The 13,568-nt window shown below is 38.1% G+C and carries 11 protein-coding genes and 1 pseudogene; 2 read left to right on the forward strand and 10 right to left on the reverse strand.

Translation table 11 applies throughout. The features are described from left to right. The coding region (locus CWI32_RS04655; RefSeq protein ID WP_167381262.1) for a transposase at positions 1–469 on the forward strand (469 nt) is incomplete at its 5' end. A 54-nt stretch (positions 470–523) separates the two neighbouring features. Here CWI32_RS04655 and CWI32_RS04660 read toward each other — a convergent pair. The 4 genes and pseudogenes from CWI32_RS04660 to CWI32_RS04675 all read right to left on the reverse strand — a co-directional run. Next, a pseudogene (locus tag CWI32_RS04660) lies at positions 524–1,351 on the reverse strand (IS3 family transposase); the annotation flags it as partial. 67 nt (positions 1,352–1,418) lie between these two features. Next, positions 1,419–2,738: an aryl-sulfate sulfotransferase gene (locus CWI32_RS04665; RefSeq protein ID WP_004679578.1), complete on the reverse strand. Its 1,320-nt coding sequence runs from the start codon at positions 2,736–2,738 to the stop codon at positions 1,419–1,421. Positions 2,739–2,753: 15 nt separating this feature from the next. After that, a complete protein-coding gene (locus CWI32_RS04670; RefSeq protein WP_252146092.1) occupies positions 2,754–5,006 on the reverse strand; it encodes a TonB-dependent siderophore receptor in 2,253 nt (750 codons plus the stop codon). A 120-nt stretch (positions 5,007–5,126) separates the two neighbouring features. Then, positions 5,127–6,197 (reverse strand): ABC transporter substrate-binding protein, encoded by a 1,071-nt coding sequence (locus CWI32_RS04675; RefSeq protein WP_004679580.1) that lies wholly within the window; start codon positions 6,195–6,197, stop codon positions 5,127–5,129. 213 nt (positions 6,198–6,410) lie between these two features. On the opposite strand from CWI32_RS04675, the gene CWI32_RS04680 reads away from it, so the two are divergent. Next, the gene (locus tag CWI32_RS04680; RefSeq protein WP_100534767.1) at positions 6,411–7,193 is read left to right on the forward strand and encodes a Crp/Fnr family transcriptional regulator; all 783 of its coding nucleotides are present in this window, start codon (positions 6,411–6,413) and stop codon (positions 7,191–7,193) included. A gap of 35 nt (positions 7,194–7,228) precedes the next feature. Here CWI32_RS04680 and CWI32_RS04685 read toward each other — a convergent pair whose 3' ends face one another. From CWI32_RS04685 to CWI32_RS04710, 6 genes are all read right to left on the reverse strand, one after another. Continuing rightward, positions 7,229–7,633 carry an ExbD/TolR family protein gene (locus CWI32_RS04685; protein ID WP_004679585.1) on the reverse strand — a complete coding sequence of 135 codons (405 nt, stop codon included), beginning with the start codon at positions 7,631–7,633 and terminating at the stop codon, positions 7,229–7,231. Continuing rightward, positions 7,633–8,352, reverse strand: coding sequence for a MotA/TolQ/ExbB proton channel family protein (locus CWI32_RS04690; RefSeq protein WP_100534768.1), 720 nt, complete (start codon positions 8,350–8,352; stop codon positions 7,633–7,635). Before CWI32_RS04690 ends, CWI32_RS04685 begins: the two co-directional genes overlap by 1 nt. 36 nt (positions 8,353–8,388) lie before the next feature. Next, positions 8,389–9,177 carry an energy transducer TonB gene (locus CWI32_RS04695; RefSeq protein WP_100534769.1) on the reverse strand — a complete coding sequence of 263 codons (789 nt, stop codon included), beginning with the start codon at positions 9,175–9,177 and terminating at the stop codon, positions 8,389–8,391. Between the two features lie 10 nt (positions 9,178–9,187). Beyond that, positions 9,188–9,991, reverse strand: coding sequence for an ABC transporter ATP-binding protein (locus tag CWI32_RS04700; protein WP_004679590.1), 804 nt, complete (start codon positions 9,989–9,991; stop codon positions 9,188–9,190). A gap of 11 nt (positions 9,992–10,002) precedes the next feature. Beyond that, the gene (locus tag CWI32_RS04705; protein WP_100534770.1) at positions 10,003–11,622 is read right to left on the reverse strand and encodes an ABC transporter permease; all 1,620 of its coding nucleotides are present in this window, start codon (positions 11,620–11,622) and stop codon (positions 10,003–10,005) included. A 279-nt stretch (positions 11,623–11,901) separates the two neighbouring features. Further along, positions 11,902–13,566 (reverse strand): arylsulfatase, encoded by a 1,665-nt coding sequence (locus CWI32_RS04710; RefSeq protein ID WP_004679594.1) that lies wholly within the window; start codon positions 13,564–13,566, stop codon positions 11,902–11,904. Positions 13,567–13,568: the final 2 nt, after the last annotated feature.

Genomic DNA, 13,568 nt, shown 5'->3' on the forward strand with positions numbered 1-13,568 from the left:
AACCCATATCCAGCTGTGTATTATCCATATGCTGCGTAACAGCTTGAAATACGTGTCATGGAAAGATTACAAAGCCGTCACTCAGGATTTAAAAGCCGTTTATCAGTCACCTACTGAAGAGGCTGCATTGATGGCCTTGGATCAATTTGCTCAAACATGGGATGACAAGTACCCACAGATTAGCAAAAGCTGGCGTACACACTGGAAGAATCTGAATACCTTCTTTGCTTATCCAGCCGAGATTCGCAAAGCCATCTACACTACCAACGCAATCGAGTCATTAAACAGCGTAATACGTCAGGCGATCAAAAAGCGTAAAGTCTTTCCAACGGATGATTCTGTACGTAAAGTGATTTACCTGGCAATTGATGCAGCGTCTAAAAAGTGGAATATGCCTATTCGCGACTGGCGTTTAGCCATGAGCCGCTTTATTATTGAATTCGGTGACCGCTTAAGCAATCACCTTTAAATTTATGAAAAGCAATTACACAAAATTATTTACAGGCTCTTTTTTATTTTTAAGTTAGGCCACCTGACCTAACGGATTAATCTTATCATAGTACATTGCTTCAAACTCAAAAGGCGATACATAACCCAGTGCACCGTGTACACGCTTTTTGTTGAACCAATCTACCCAATTTAATGTCGCAAGTTGTACATCTGCTAAACCTTGCCAATCTGCTTTTAAATATTCAATCACCTCTGTTTTGTATAAGCCATTCACCGTTTCAGCCAAAGCATTATCGTATGAATCACCCGTTGTACCGACTGATGCTCGTAAATTTGCAGCTTCTAAACGATTGGTATAGCGAATAGAAAGATATTGAACACCTCTATCTGAATGATGAATTACATTCTTTGGCATGCCTCGATCGTGCAATGCTTGCTCCAATGCATCGAGCACCATATCTGTATTCATCCGTGTCGATACTTTCCATCCAACAATTGCTCGTGAGAACACATCAATAATAAATGCGGTGTAGACCCAGCCAGAATTGGTTTGAATATACGTAAAGTCACTGACCCATAATTGGTCAGGTCGATCAGCACTAAAATTCCGTTTCACTAAATCACCTGCCCGTTTTTGATCATCTCGGCTGCGGGTAGTTTGTTTGTTCTTACCACGCCAAACACCTTGTATATCTAGCTTTTGCATCAATCGAGCAACTGTACAACGTGCAATAACATAACCCTCACGTTTCAATTGTTGCCAAACTTTACGTACACCATATCGACCTGAACTTTCTTTCCAAATACGTTTGATTTGCTCTGCATGATGTAAATCATGCAGAGCACGTTTCGCTCGATGTTCTGGGTTATCAACGAGATCTAAAGCCCGATAATAGGTCGAAAAGGAAGAGTAACTACTCTTCCTTTTTTAATTTCACAAAGTTTAATATTTTATAAGCTTTAGATTATCAATTGACTTTAAATTTTGCCAAGTCTGGAGTTTTGACTGCAACTTCACTCTTTTGTGTATTAGCTGGTACCCAATTATATGGTACTGGTGTTGCACGGTATAAATTATTCCCGCCAAGACCATTCGTTTTTGTTTCAGAGAAATGTGGCGATACATATTCCCATACAATTTCACCCGCTTTAGTCACCTGGAATACACGACCAGTTTGGCCTTCTGTAATCACTGTGTTTCCGTTAGGTAAACGACGTGCCAAGCTTGTGAAAGCACTAAAGAATGAACTACCTGGGCGATATTCCCATACAATTTCTTTAGTCGATGGGTCAATTTCAACTACACGTGAAGAACCTGTCGAAATTTGAAAAGAAACAGCCGGATAACCTGAACCACCTTGGTTATCAAATACTAGGATATTGCCTTCGCCTGGTAAGCCTTTAGGAATAATCTTCGCATCATGTAAACCACTTAATTGATCCACTGGACGAGGTTTTTGGTCTCCTGCTACAAATGGGTTTTTAAGTTCAGCTGATGGGTAGTTCGGTCCAAGTGTCCAAACAACTTTACGCGTTTTTTTATCAATGATCGCAATAAAGTTTGCTTGACGAGAATCAACAATAATATTGTCTGGGTTGAAACGTTGATCACCTGCGTCAAACCACTTGTTTGGACCTAATGTACGTGCATTGTTAAAGTGTAAATAGTCCGCAAGATTTGAGTTTTTCACCAATTCAACTTGCTCTGGTGTAAACCCTAGGTCATTTAAATGATCTGAAGCTAACCATTCCCAAACAATTTTGCCTTTTGGTGTTACTTCATAAATGACATCATCAATTGTACTATCAAGTTTAAAGCCTTTAATTTTATGAATACGGTTGGCAAGTACTAGCGTATTCCCATTCTTTAAACGCTCAATTTCGTGATGTTGATGCGCATGACCTGCGGTTTTTTCACCTTCCCATTTCCAAACGATGTTACCTTTCCAATCCAGCTCACCAATAGCATGGTTATTTACCCCATTACCAAATGATTTGTTGTTTGTATCTTTACGGTCTTCTAATTGAACCAGTACATGCCCTAACTTGCCTTTGTTTACAGCAGGATCAATAACTTCCGTTGGAAAACCTTTATAAGGCCAGCTATTTACTACATTACCGTTCATGTCAATTAGATAACTATTTTTATCTGGGCTTGAATAAACTGTATAGTGATTCCATGCCTTTTCAGGTTTATAAATTGTCACACCTGTTGGATAAACTGAGGGTGCAGCTACAGCATGAGCTGCAGTCAATAGACCTAAAGCTAATAAGCTTAGTTTTTTCATTTTTTGCTCTTTCCTTTAAAAATCAAATTTAATGTTTAAATTAAGTGTTCTTGGCGCACCAACTACTACACCATCATTAGTGGCAATCCAATATTCTTTATCGAAGATATTATTTAGCTCAGCACGGTAAGTAAGCTGATGATCACCCCATGAAGTTTTATAGCTTGTGCCTAGACTTAGCAGCTCATAAGAAGGCGCTTTTAAATCGTTAGCCGTATTTAAGTATTGGCTTCCGATATAATTAAAATTACCGTGTACTTTTAATCCTTCTATAGCTGCAACATCATAAGCAGCGCCTAAATTGCCTTGGAATTTAGCAACTGCTGATGGCTCATTCCCCAGGACCGCTGGCTGACCTTTTTTATATTCAGCATCAATAAAGCTACTACTTGCAGATAATGTTAGGTCCTTAACTGGCTTATAAGTTCCTGCAAATTCAATCCCGTCATATCTGACTAAGCCATCATCACTATAGTAATTTTGTGCAGTTGCATAACCTTGACCTTTCTCTATACGGAAAATAGCTGAGCTAACTCCCCAAGTGTTATTTTCAGTTTTAACACCAAGTTCATATTGTTTACTGGTAATTGGACTTAACTGATCATTGGCATTGACATATGTATTACCAACCGTACCGCCATCTTCTAATGCTTCTACATAGCTACCATAGAAAGTAGTATTTTTATTTGGGGTATAAAGTAATGCGGCTGTTGGTGTAAGTGGCTTTTCACGATAGCGATTACGTAATTTTCCAGACACAAAATAGTTGTTGTTCTCATAATCGAATTTACGCAAACCAAGTAATAATGACCATTGATCATTAAAACTTAATTTATCGCTAATATAGGCAGAACGTGTTTCCCAATCAGAGATTTTGAAAAACTTTCGTGGAGAATAACCACCATAAGCTAAGTCCAATGAATTCTGATAGAGATTTCCTTGTGGGTAGGGTCCTGTACCTGGATAAAGATGGTTTTGACCACCCGTACTGGTATCTGGATTTAAAGCAGGATTACCAATATTCAAGTCACGAGTTTGAGTTTGTCTATCTACGCCAAAGATGAGTTTATGTTTTAGCCATCCTGTTTCGAGATCACCAGATAAGCGCAGTTGAATTGAATCGAACTCGAGGGTTGGCATATACAACTGTCGTATCGCTACACCATAATCACCTTGAATATTTCTGAGATACAGGTTTTCATCACGTGTATCAATTTGCTTATAAGTATGTGAATAACTTGCATCTACATTCCAATTTTCATTGAGATCCCACGAAATACCTGTAGACGCAGCCCATACTTTTGAATCGTAATATGGCAGTCCATCATAGGCGGTCAAATCTTTTCTACCACTAATTGGACTTGGTAGCTCATTACCTACATATGCATTTGCACCAGTGCGTGTCACAATAATGGAATTAATGCCACCATCCAGCTTTCGCTCCTGGTACAAACCATTCGCACGCAGTTTTACATTAGGAGTAATTTCTACATCTAATCCTAAAGAAAGAGCCTGACGCTCGATGTCTGTTCCATTATAGGTTTCACCTTCTTCATTAATGACATTAAAGCGATAACCATATCGATCTTCTTCACCAAAACGACCGCCAACATCAACATGTTGACTGAAAATACTGTCTGAGCTATAGCCTACTGATGCCGATAAAGTTTGAGTTGCAGTCGGTTTCTTTGTGACATAGTTAATTAGCCCACCGGGAGAGCCTATACCGTACATAAACCCTGTTGAACCTTTTAACAATTGCACTTCATCAAATAGCTCTAATGGTAGTTCTACCCCATACATTTGAAATGGGTGACCATCAATTTTGAAGCCATTTGTAAAATCAAGCTGAAGGCCACGAACTGACACTGCATGTGAGTTAATGCTATAAGTTGAACCTTTTGTTTCTACCCCAGCTTCTGATTCAAATAGTTTTGCAAGAGACTTGGCTTGATTTTCTTCTATCGCTTTGCTGTCTACACGTTTAATCGAAAATGGAGTTTCTAGTTCACTAACTGTGCCCAAAGTTCCTGCCTGAACCTTTTTCTCAGCTTTAGCTTTTGGTTTAGGTTTTGCCTTCGCAATAACTTTATTCAATTTCACTACATCTTCTGCAGCAGGATTTTCTTGAGTATCCGCTGCATATATTTGAGATGTAGAAACCCCAGCGATTAAGCTCACTAAAATACATTGGCTTAAATAATTTAATCGAATTCCTGATGAATTTTTTTGTTTTAAATCCACCAAGACAGATTTTTCTTTTAACACAATATGGCTCCATAACCATTTAACTGGAACCATATTATTTTTTGATAAACTATTATTCTGTTTTAATTATGACACTTATAAGCATTTATCAATATTTATATATTCAAAATATTAATATTATCACCGATTAAGAGATTTCTTAATTAACTGATCATCAACCCACTCTTCAATATTAATATTTTTTTGAATTAATTTTGCATCAAGGGCTTCTTCAATACCAGTTTTTAAATGTGCTTTAAAATATGGATCAAGGTCAGGACTATAAATATCTTTTAAAGCAAGGTTTTTAATATTTTCTTCATAAAGATCCTTTGGAAAACCTGCATTATTCGTAACTTGATTAACTGTTTGTTCTCGGTTTTCCTCTTTAGCTATCCATTGATATGAGTCAACCAAAATGTCACTAAACTTTTGTGCCAAAGCAGGATTTTCTTGTAAAAATGCTGTGCGTGCAATAAATACGGACTGCATCGTACCGCTACCATCCTTATTGGTATGTGTACTCAGGGGAACTTCTGCTAATCCTTTTTTCTTTAATGCCAATACAGGTATAAGCCCCCATGTTGCATCAATTTTCTTTGCAGCTAAGGCTGCATTTGCTGCAGACGTATCCAAATTCACAATTCTAAAATCTTCTGGACGATATCCCTGGCTTTTCAAGAATTTATTGAAAGACAGTTGATAAGCAGTACCCTGCCACACCCCGATCTGTTTGCCTTTTAACTTTTCTAAAGAGTCATATCCCTTATTCGGCAATACCCCTAAATAAGAAGGATTATTTCTACCTGTAGCTGCAATAATTTTTGTATCTAAACCATTAGATTTACCTATAATTGCTGCTAGATCACCTAAATATGCAATATCAATTTGTTTATTCGCTAAGGCTTCGTTAATTGCAGGACCAGCTCCTTTGAAAAAATTCCACTCAACTTTAATATTTTCTTTAGAAAATTCTTTTTCTAAAATTTTATTTAAATAAACATGATCAACCAAAGCATTCGCAGTACTATTATTTTTACTAGCACTTAAATCAGGAGATGCTATTCGAATAACATGAGCAGCGTCCTGATTTTCAGTGAAAGTTTGATTTTTTTTATCAAATGATTCTGGTTTAAAATAAAAAAAGACAGCTAATAGCACTATAAATAATGGAAATACCCAAAAACTAGTGTGTTTCTTTGACGTTAACATATCCAATTATATCCTCTTTGAATATGTCCTATTTTCTGAATTAAAAAAAACAAATCTGTCCTAATTAACACAATAAGAAGAATAATTAACGAATTGTTTATCTATAAATTTCATATACTTTTTTTGTAAATAGCTTATCTTTTGAAAGAATTGATCATTGTATTTATTAAATTTATATTAATCATCCTCCCTTTATAACAAAATTGAATATCCATGCTAAATTCAACAAATCCAATTAACCTATATCGAAACAATGCATTAATTCATGTTAAGCATATTTCACAACAGAGAACTCATTTAAATAATGTACGTAGAATATTGGAAAATTATGATTTCATCCAATATTTAAATGAAACTGACCAAAAATTCCTACTTCAAAATCTGAAAATTCATCGCTATTTTCATCAACAAGTGATTTACCAGCAAAACTACTTAAGTACAGATATTAATATCATTTTAAGTGGTGCAATCAAGTTAGGATGGAACACTTCCCAAGGTAATTATCACACAGTTATGTTCATGCCTTCCGGTACATTGATTAATATTGTTCCTGTCTTATCTGGACAACCTTTGATTTATGAACATATTGCCCAAAATGAAACAGTAATTGCCAATATTCCTGGGGCTATTTTTTCAGAAATTTTACAACGTAATGCAAAAGCACAATTTTCTATTTTAAAACTGGTCTGTAATCGAACCCAAAACAAACGTGCTAATGAGATTTTTGATACAACTCAAAGCTTGCTGACTCGCTTAGCAAAAGAATTACTTTTCCTTGCCAATTACCATACTGATGATTCCATTATAAAGCTCAGCCAAGCTAGCTTTGCTGAACTATTAGGAACAACGCGGCAAAAAATCAATAAAGAATTCTCTTATTTAGTTGAAATAAAAGTAATCGAAGTAAATTACAATCGAACCGAAATTCTAGATTATGACACTTTAAAGCAGCTTGCCTCAGCCACTGATCAAGTGCCAACCACAGATTTTTTTTAATTCCTCATTATATTTAATAATGAGGAATTAACTTTTTACTGGGGTAAGGTAACGACTGAAAGTTTATCAACCCCTACCCGTTCAATACTTGCTAATAACTTGGCAATTACCCCATAAGCCACTGTTTCATCTGCATTCAAATTGACTATCAGATCATCCTGAGATTTTTTCACTTGGCTTAACTCTTGTTCAAATTGTTCAACTTGAACCTGTTTTTGATCAATATACACAGCGCCATCTTCTTTTACACTAATCACTGTGGCTTTATTCTGTGATGTAGCCTGCGTTGGTGCTGCTTTAGGTAAATTTACTTTCACAGTATTTGTTAATAATGGTGCTGTGACAATAAATACAATCAATAGTACAAGCATCACATCAACCAGTGGAGTGATATTAATTTCACTCACTACATCATCATTTTCAGAGGTTGAAATCGCCATTATGCTAGAGCCTCCTGATTTTCATTACGTACTGCCGTACTTTGCTGGGCTATTATTGTATTTAGGACTGGTAGCTGAAAGCCGCGCTTCTGGTTTAAACTGACAAAATCGGTAGCAAAATCATCTAGATCAGCACCAATTCCTTTTACTGAACGAACAAAATAGTTATAAGCCAAAACTGCCGGAACTGCGACAGCAATACCAATCCCTGTAGCAATCAAAGCATCCCCAATTGGCCCAGCAACAATATCCATACTCGCACTGCCAGAAGCTGCAATCGCTTGAAGAGCATGGATAATCCCAAATACAGTACCAAATAAACCAATAAATGGAGCGTTGTTACCAATAGATGCTAAAACAGCAGAACCTTGTTCTAGTTGACGGCGTTCCGCTAAGATTTGCTTACGCAAATGGCGTTCTAATAAATCTTGACGGCTCCAGCTTTGCTGTAAATCTTGATGAGTCTTATTGTCCGCTGCTGCGAGAGTTTGGAAACCTGCTTGAGCAATACGGGCAGCTGGTCCTTGTGCTTGCTCTGACTGCTGAATTGCATTGTTAATATCTTTTGCTTTCCAGAATTGCTCTACAAATGCAGTGATTTGACGTTTTGCTTTTTGGGCTTTAACAGCTTTTACAACAATAAGCCCCCATGTAATTACAGATAATAAAACAAGTAACCAAATGGTTGCATCATGAATCAGGCTATTTAAATCGCTCATACGATATTCCTTAATATTTAATATAAATGAAAAAATTTATTCTGGTAGCTGGAAGCCAATTGGGACTTCAACCCAACCCTCTACAGCTTGATTACCCTGTTTAGCAGGTGAGAATTTCCAACGTTTTACGGTTTTAACTGCTGTGTCATCCAATAATTTTTTGCCACTACTTCGTTGTACATTCACAACTATAGGCTGACCTTCTGGAGAAACTTTTACTCGTAAAATAACTTCCCCTTCCCAGCCTCTTTCCAACGCGACTTCAGGATATTCTGGTGCTGGATTACTGAGATACCCGGCATACCCTTTTGCCGGTATTACAGGTACTTCTTGAACTTTCGCTACTGGCTCTGGCACAGGTGCAGGCTCTGGCGGTAGTACAGATTTAACCTCCTGCTGCGGCTGCACAGGTTTAGAATCCACAGGCTTGATCTGTGGCTGAACCGGTTGCTGAGCCTGTACAGGCTGTTGTACTGGTGGTGGTTCATTCGGTGTTGGTTGCTCTGTTATAGGAGGAATTTCAGGAGGTTGAATTTCCTCAATTTGAGGCAACGCTTCAGGTTGAATAATTTCCATAACCACCGGTTCAGGCTGTGATAACTCTAACTCAGGAGTTGGTAGATGTTCTGCTAGCCAGAATAGGCCCAAGTGCACTCCGGCAACTGCTAAAATTGTCCCTGCTTGTTTCCATTTCTTTTGTTGGGCAGAATTCTGTATCTGAACCGGTTGAATAACAGGCGTATACTGTTGTATAGAATATAGGCCCGTATTGGAAGTATTCTGTGCTTGTGCTAATTGGGCACGGACTTGGGTGATAATACTCATTTCTATTTCCTCATAGCACCTGGTCATCAGTTAAGATGCTGAAGACATATTCTTTAAGTTGGTGTAGTGAATAATCTGCACGTTTACGTGGTCGAGCCAATTTGACTTCAACAATTTCCTCAATACGCCCAGGATTCGGTTTTAAAATCACCACCCGATCTGCCAACAACACTGCTTCTTCAACATCATGTGTAATTAACACAGCCGTAAGGCCTGACTTTTTCTGAATACGTAATAATTCTGTTTGCATCTGATAACGTGTCAGGGCATCAAGAGCACCAAAAGGTTCATCTAAAAGTAGAATTTCTGGCGCATCAATTAAACTACGGGCAATAGATACACGCTGTGCCATCCCACCTGAAAGTTGATGTGGTCGTGCATCTTCAAATCCTTTCAAACCTATCAGCTCAATAATGTCGTGGATTTTTTTTAACTTTTCATTGGAACTGATTTGTTCATTAATCAAACCTAACTCAATGTTTTCAGCAACCGTAAGCCATGGATAAAGCCGATGTTCCTGAAAAACCACTGAGCGATCTTTTCCAATTCCTTGAATTTTTTCTCCATGAACCAAAATTTCTCCCTGATAGTCCGTATCCAGACCTGCCAATAAACGCAAGAGTGTTGATTTACCACAACCACTACTCCCCACGACAGCTATGAATTCTCCGGAATAAATGGAAAGGTTCAGGTTATTAATGATCTGTTTTGGCTGTCCACCTACGTGGAAGTATTTGTTTAAATGCTGGATCGAAATAATTGGCTCAATCTGTGCAGCAATTTGTTTTTTATCTAAATCTATTTGAATACCCATATTGATCCTGATTACCTTTGTTGATTGCGCCAAGCAGATGCATAAGATTCAAGCGTGGTTCCTGCCCAGGCAAAAAAAGCGCCCAAAATTGCTACCAGTACCGTTGCTGCTAACACTCTTTCCATTTCAAAATGCTGTTGTGCAGCAATCATATAAGTACCAATACCTGTACCTGACCCCATTAAATATTCCGCACCAAAGGACGCCATCCATGAGTACAACAATGCAACACGCAAACCTGAGAAAACTGCTGGTGTGATGGATGGGAATAGCAAATATTTCAGTTGTTGAGTTTGATTCAGTCTAAAAATATCAGCGACCTCAACATGCTGATTTGATAAATTTTCTACACCTTTCCAAGTTGAAATATATAATGGGAAAAATGTTGCAATCGAAATAAAGATAACTTTTGCTGTATTGTCCACCCCCCCCCATGCGGTAATAAACGGAATCCAGGCAAAGATAGCGATGAGACGCAAGACATTCAGCATTGGAGAAAATAAACCATTTAAGGTTCTGTTTAATCCAAGGACAATTCCTGTCAAAATTCCTAATCCACCGCCAATTACCAGTCCCAATAAAGCTCGATAGATCGTATTGTGTAGCGCTATAGAGATTGATCCATCTTTTAAACCTGTGATAAGTGTTTCAAATACTAATTCTGGTGCTGGTAGCACTTCATTTGAAACCCAGGCCCATTGCCCTGAAACCCACCACAATATTGCCAATGACACAGGTAAAATGAGTTTCAGTAGAGCCGTACTCCATAGGCCAGTCTCTTTAGGCTTGACTAAAGCTGTCAATGCACTATTCGGCCACCGGATAATTCCTTTTTCCAAACGGTTGAATATCTGATCTAAAGCCACGCCTATCAGTGCAATTACTGCAATACAAACAAAGACAATATCTAGTTGAAACAACTGGCGTCCCTGTACCATCAGATAGCCAATACCTTCAGAAGATGCCATTAATTCCACTGCAATTAAAGTTGTCCAGGAAGCCGCAATAGCAAGACGTAATCCAGTCAAAAAGGCAGGTAATGTTGCTGGCAAAATTAACTTATATAATTTTTGTAAAACTGTTAAACGTAACGTTAAAGCTACTTCTTTTAGCTGTGGTTGTATATCTCTTACACCGCTATGGGTATGGATCACAATTGGAATTAAAGTAGCTTTAAAAATCAGAAACACTTTCAAAGCATTTTCAATCCCTAACCACATCATGAGTATAGGAAGCCAAGCTAAAGTCGGAATAAGTGATAATGCATAAAATATTGGTGAAACCAACTTATCAGCCAATGTGTTGTAGCCTAATGCGATACCAATTAAGAAACCTGCAATAATACCCGCAATCAAGCCCATAAATAATCGTTGTAAGCTGATTGCAACATGGCTTAATAAATCAGCTTGAAATAATTCCAAAGCTCGTTGTGCCACATCCTGAGGACTAGGCAGAATTTGTGCAGGCATCCACTGTGCTTCACTGGCAAACCACCACAACACAAAAATGGCAAATGGCACTAACCAAGGTCGCAAGAGTTCGCTCAATTTTGCGTTCAGTGCTATGATTTTTTGCAAAACTGTACTGTGTTGTTTTTCTTCAACCAGTGTTTGAGAAATTGTTTTAGACATAGCGTATGCAAATATTGGTTTAAATTGTCTTCAAACCTTAGATCTAAGATACAAGGTCATGTTTAGGTTCTGGTTTTAGATCTTGCCCTGATAAAAATAAAGCTAGTTATCCCGCCAGAATCTCTACGCGTATATTAGGTACGTTGCAGTGACATGACTGTCTGAATTGAGACAAACATTTTCCATAATGTTTATTTCTAAATATGATTTTTAAATATAAGAACATCACTAATAAAAAATGCAGCCTAAAGGCTGCATTGTAAGACAACAATAAATAAATCAAGCTACTGCTAATGGTTTAGAAGTATTATCAATCAATGGATTACGGGGTTCTGCTGTTTCAACTACACCATTTTCTTTGACATATACCGCCCAATGATCCAATAATTCCTTGAGTTTCTCAGGATATTCATCTGCAAGATCTTTAATTTCCCCTTGGTCCTCTTTCAGATTGAACAATTGCCATTTATTTGGACCATTTGGTGCAGGAATAAACAATGCTTTCCAATCCCCTTTACGCAATGCACGCTGTCCAAACAGTTCCCATCCTGTGACATGATCTTCTGTATGAATATAGTTACGCTGCTTTTGCAAGTACGGTAGTATAGTTTTGCCACGTAAAGGTGCTAATGTACGGCCTTTATAGGTATGACCTGGATGCTGAATGTTCAACTGATCCAGTAAGGTTGGCAGCAAGTCCATCACAGTCAAGAACTCGTGACTGATTTCGCCTTGACGTTCATAATCTGGATAACGAATAAAGGAAACAGTACGAATACCACCTTCACTAGTATGTGCCTTATATAGACGGGATGGTGCAGTTGCTGCTTGAGCCCAGTGTTCTCCATACCAGACATACGAATTACCACGGCCAATATTTTCAAATGAATTATCATAGTAGTCGGCAATCACCTGATTTAGATTTGGACCGAATGCAGGTAATGCTTCCAATTGTGCACCTTCAGCACCATTATCCGATAGGAAAATGACGATTGTATTTTCTAATTCACCTGTTGATTTTAAATATTCGACGACGCGTCCAATATTCTGATCCATACGGTCGACCATACCTGCATAGACTTCCATGATCCGTGCTGAGCGCTTGCGCCCTTCCTCATCTAACTCATCCCAATATGGGGTACGTGCAAGTACAGGATGAATTGTTGCATCTTGTTCTACTAGCCCCAGAGCCTTTAACCGTTCAAGACGCTGTTCACGTAACACTGCCGGTCCTTGATCATAAACCCCTGCATATTTTTCAACATCTTCTTTCGGTGCTTGTAATGGCCAATGCGGTGCTGAGAATGGTAAATATGCAAAGAATGGACGATCTGCGCGGTGCTCATTATCACCAATAAATTCGATCAAACGGTCTGTGAAATAATCTGATGAATAAAAATCTTTTGGAAGCTCACCTGCAAAATGATCGTTTTCACTATACAAGCCTTTAGTCGATCTCAGTAAGCGTGGTAATTCTTCATCAGGCAGTGGTGTTTCGAATAAATAATGATTTGCAGCACCTGGAAGTAATGCAAATGATTGTTCAAAGCCTTTATAATTTGGGAAATGCTCAGGTGTCTTACCTAAATGCCATTTACCCGACATTACTGTGTAATATCCAGCATCATTCAATAATTCAGGTAAAGCAGCTACTTTATGGTTTAAATAACCCTCATAACCCTCTTTACCCTCATGCTCAGGTGCAACTTTCTCAGCCATTGTCCCAAGTCCGACCAAATGGTGATCAGTTCCTGACAACAACATAGAACGTGTTGGAGAACATGCTGAAGCAGTATGGAAGTTAGTTAAACGTAAGCCTTGATAGGCTAAGTCATCCAGATATGGTGTGTGAATCTCACCACCAAAAGCACCAATATCAGAGAATCCAAGATCATCTGCTACGATTAGTAAAATATTCGGTTGTTTTGTTTTAGAAATAGTCATCG

Source organism: Acinetobacter pseudolwoffii (assembly GCF_002803605.1).
Lineage (GTDB): Bacteria > Pseudomonadota > Gammaproteobacteria > Pseudomonadales > Moraxellaceae > Acinetobacter > Acinetobacter pseudolwoffii.

Bases quoted from the DNA above. Each gene is read 5' to 3' on its own strand.
- CWI32_RS04690 (WP_100534768.1), bottom strand. From the start codon at position 8,352: ATGAGCGATTTAAATAGCCTGATTCATGATGCAACCATTTGGTTACTT.
- CWI32_RS04665 (WP_004679578.1), bottom strand. From the start codon at position 2,738: ATGAAAAAACTAAGCTTATTAGCTTTAGGTCTATTGACTGCAGCTCAT.
- CWI32_RS04675 (WP_004679580.1), bottom strand. From the start codon at position 6,197: ATGTTAACGTCAAAGAAACACACTAGTTTTTGGGTATTTCCATTATTT.
- CWI32_RS04680 (WP_100534767.1), top strand. From the start codon at position 6,411: ATGCTAAATTCAACAAATCCAATTAACCTATATCGAAACAATGCATTA.
- CWI32_RS04705 (WP_100534770.1), bottom strand. From the start codon at position 11,622: ATGTCTAAAACAATTTCTCAAACACTGGTTGAAGAAAAACAACACAGT.
- CWI32_RS04710 (WP_004679594.1), bottom strand. From the start codon at position 13,566: ATGACTATTTCTAAAACAAAACAACCGAATATTTTACTAATCGTAGCA.
- CWI32_RS04695 (WP_100534769.1), bottom strand. From the start codon at position 9,177: ATGAGTATTATCACCCAAGTCCGTGCCCAATTAGCACAAGCACAGAAT.
- CWI32_RS04700 (WP_004679590.1), bottom strand. From the start codon at position 9,991: ATGGGTATTCAAATAGATTTAGATAAAAAACAAATTGCTGCACAGATT.
- CWI32_RS04685 (WP_004679585.1), bottom strand. From the start codon at position 7,633: ATGGCGATTTCAACCTCTGAAAATGATGATGTAGTGAGTGAAATTAAT.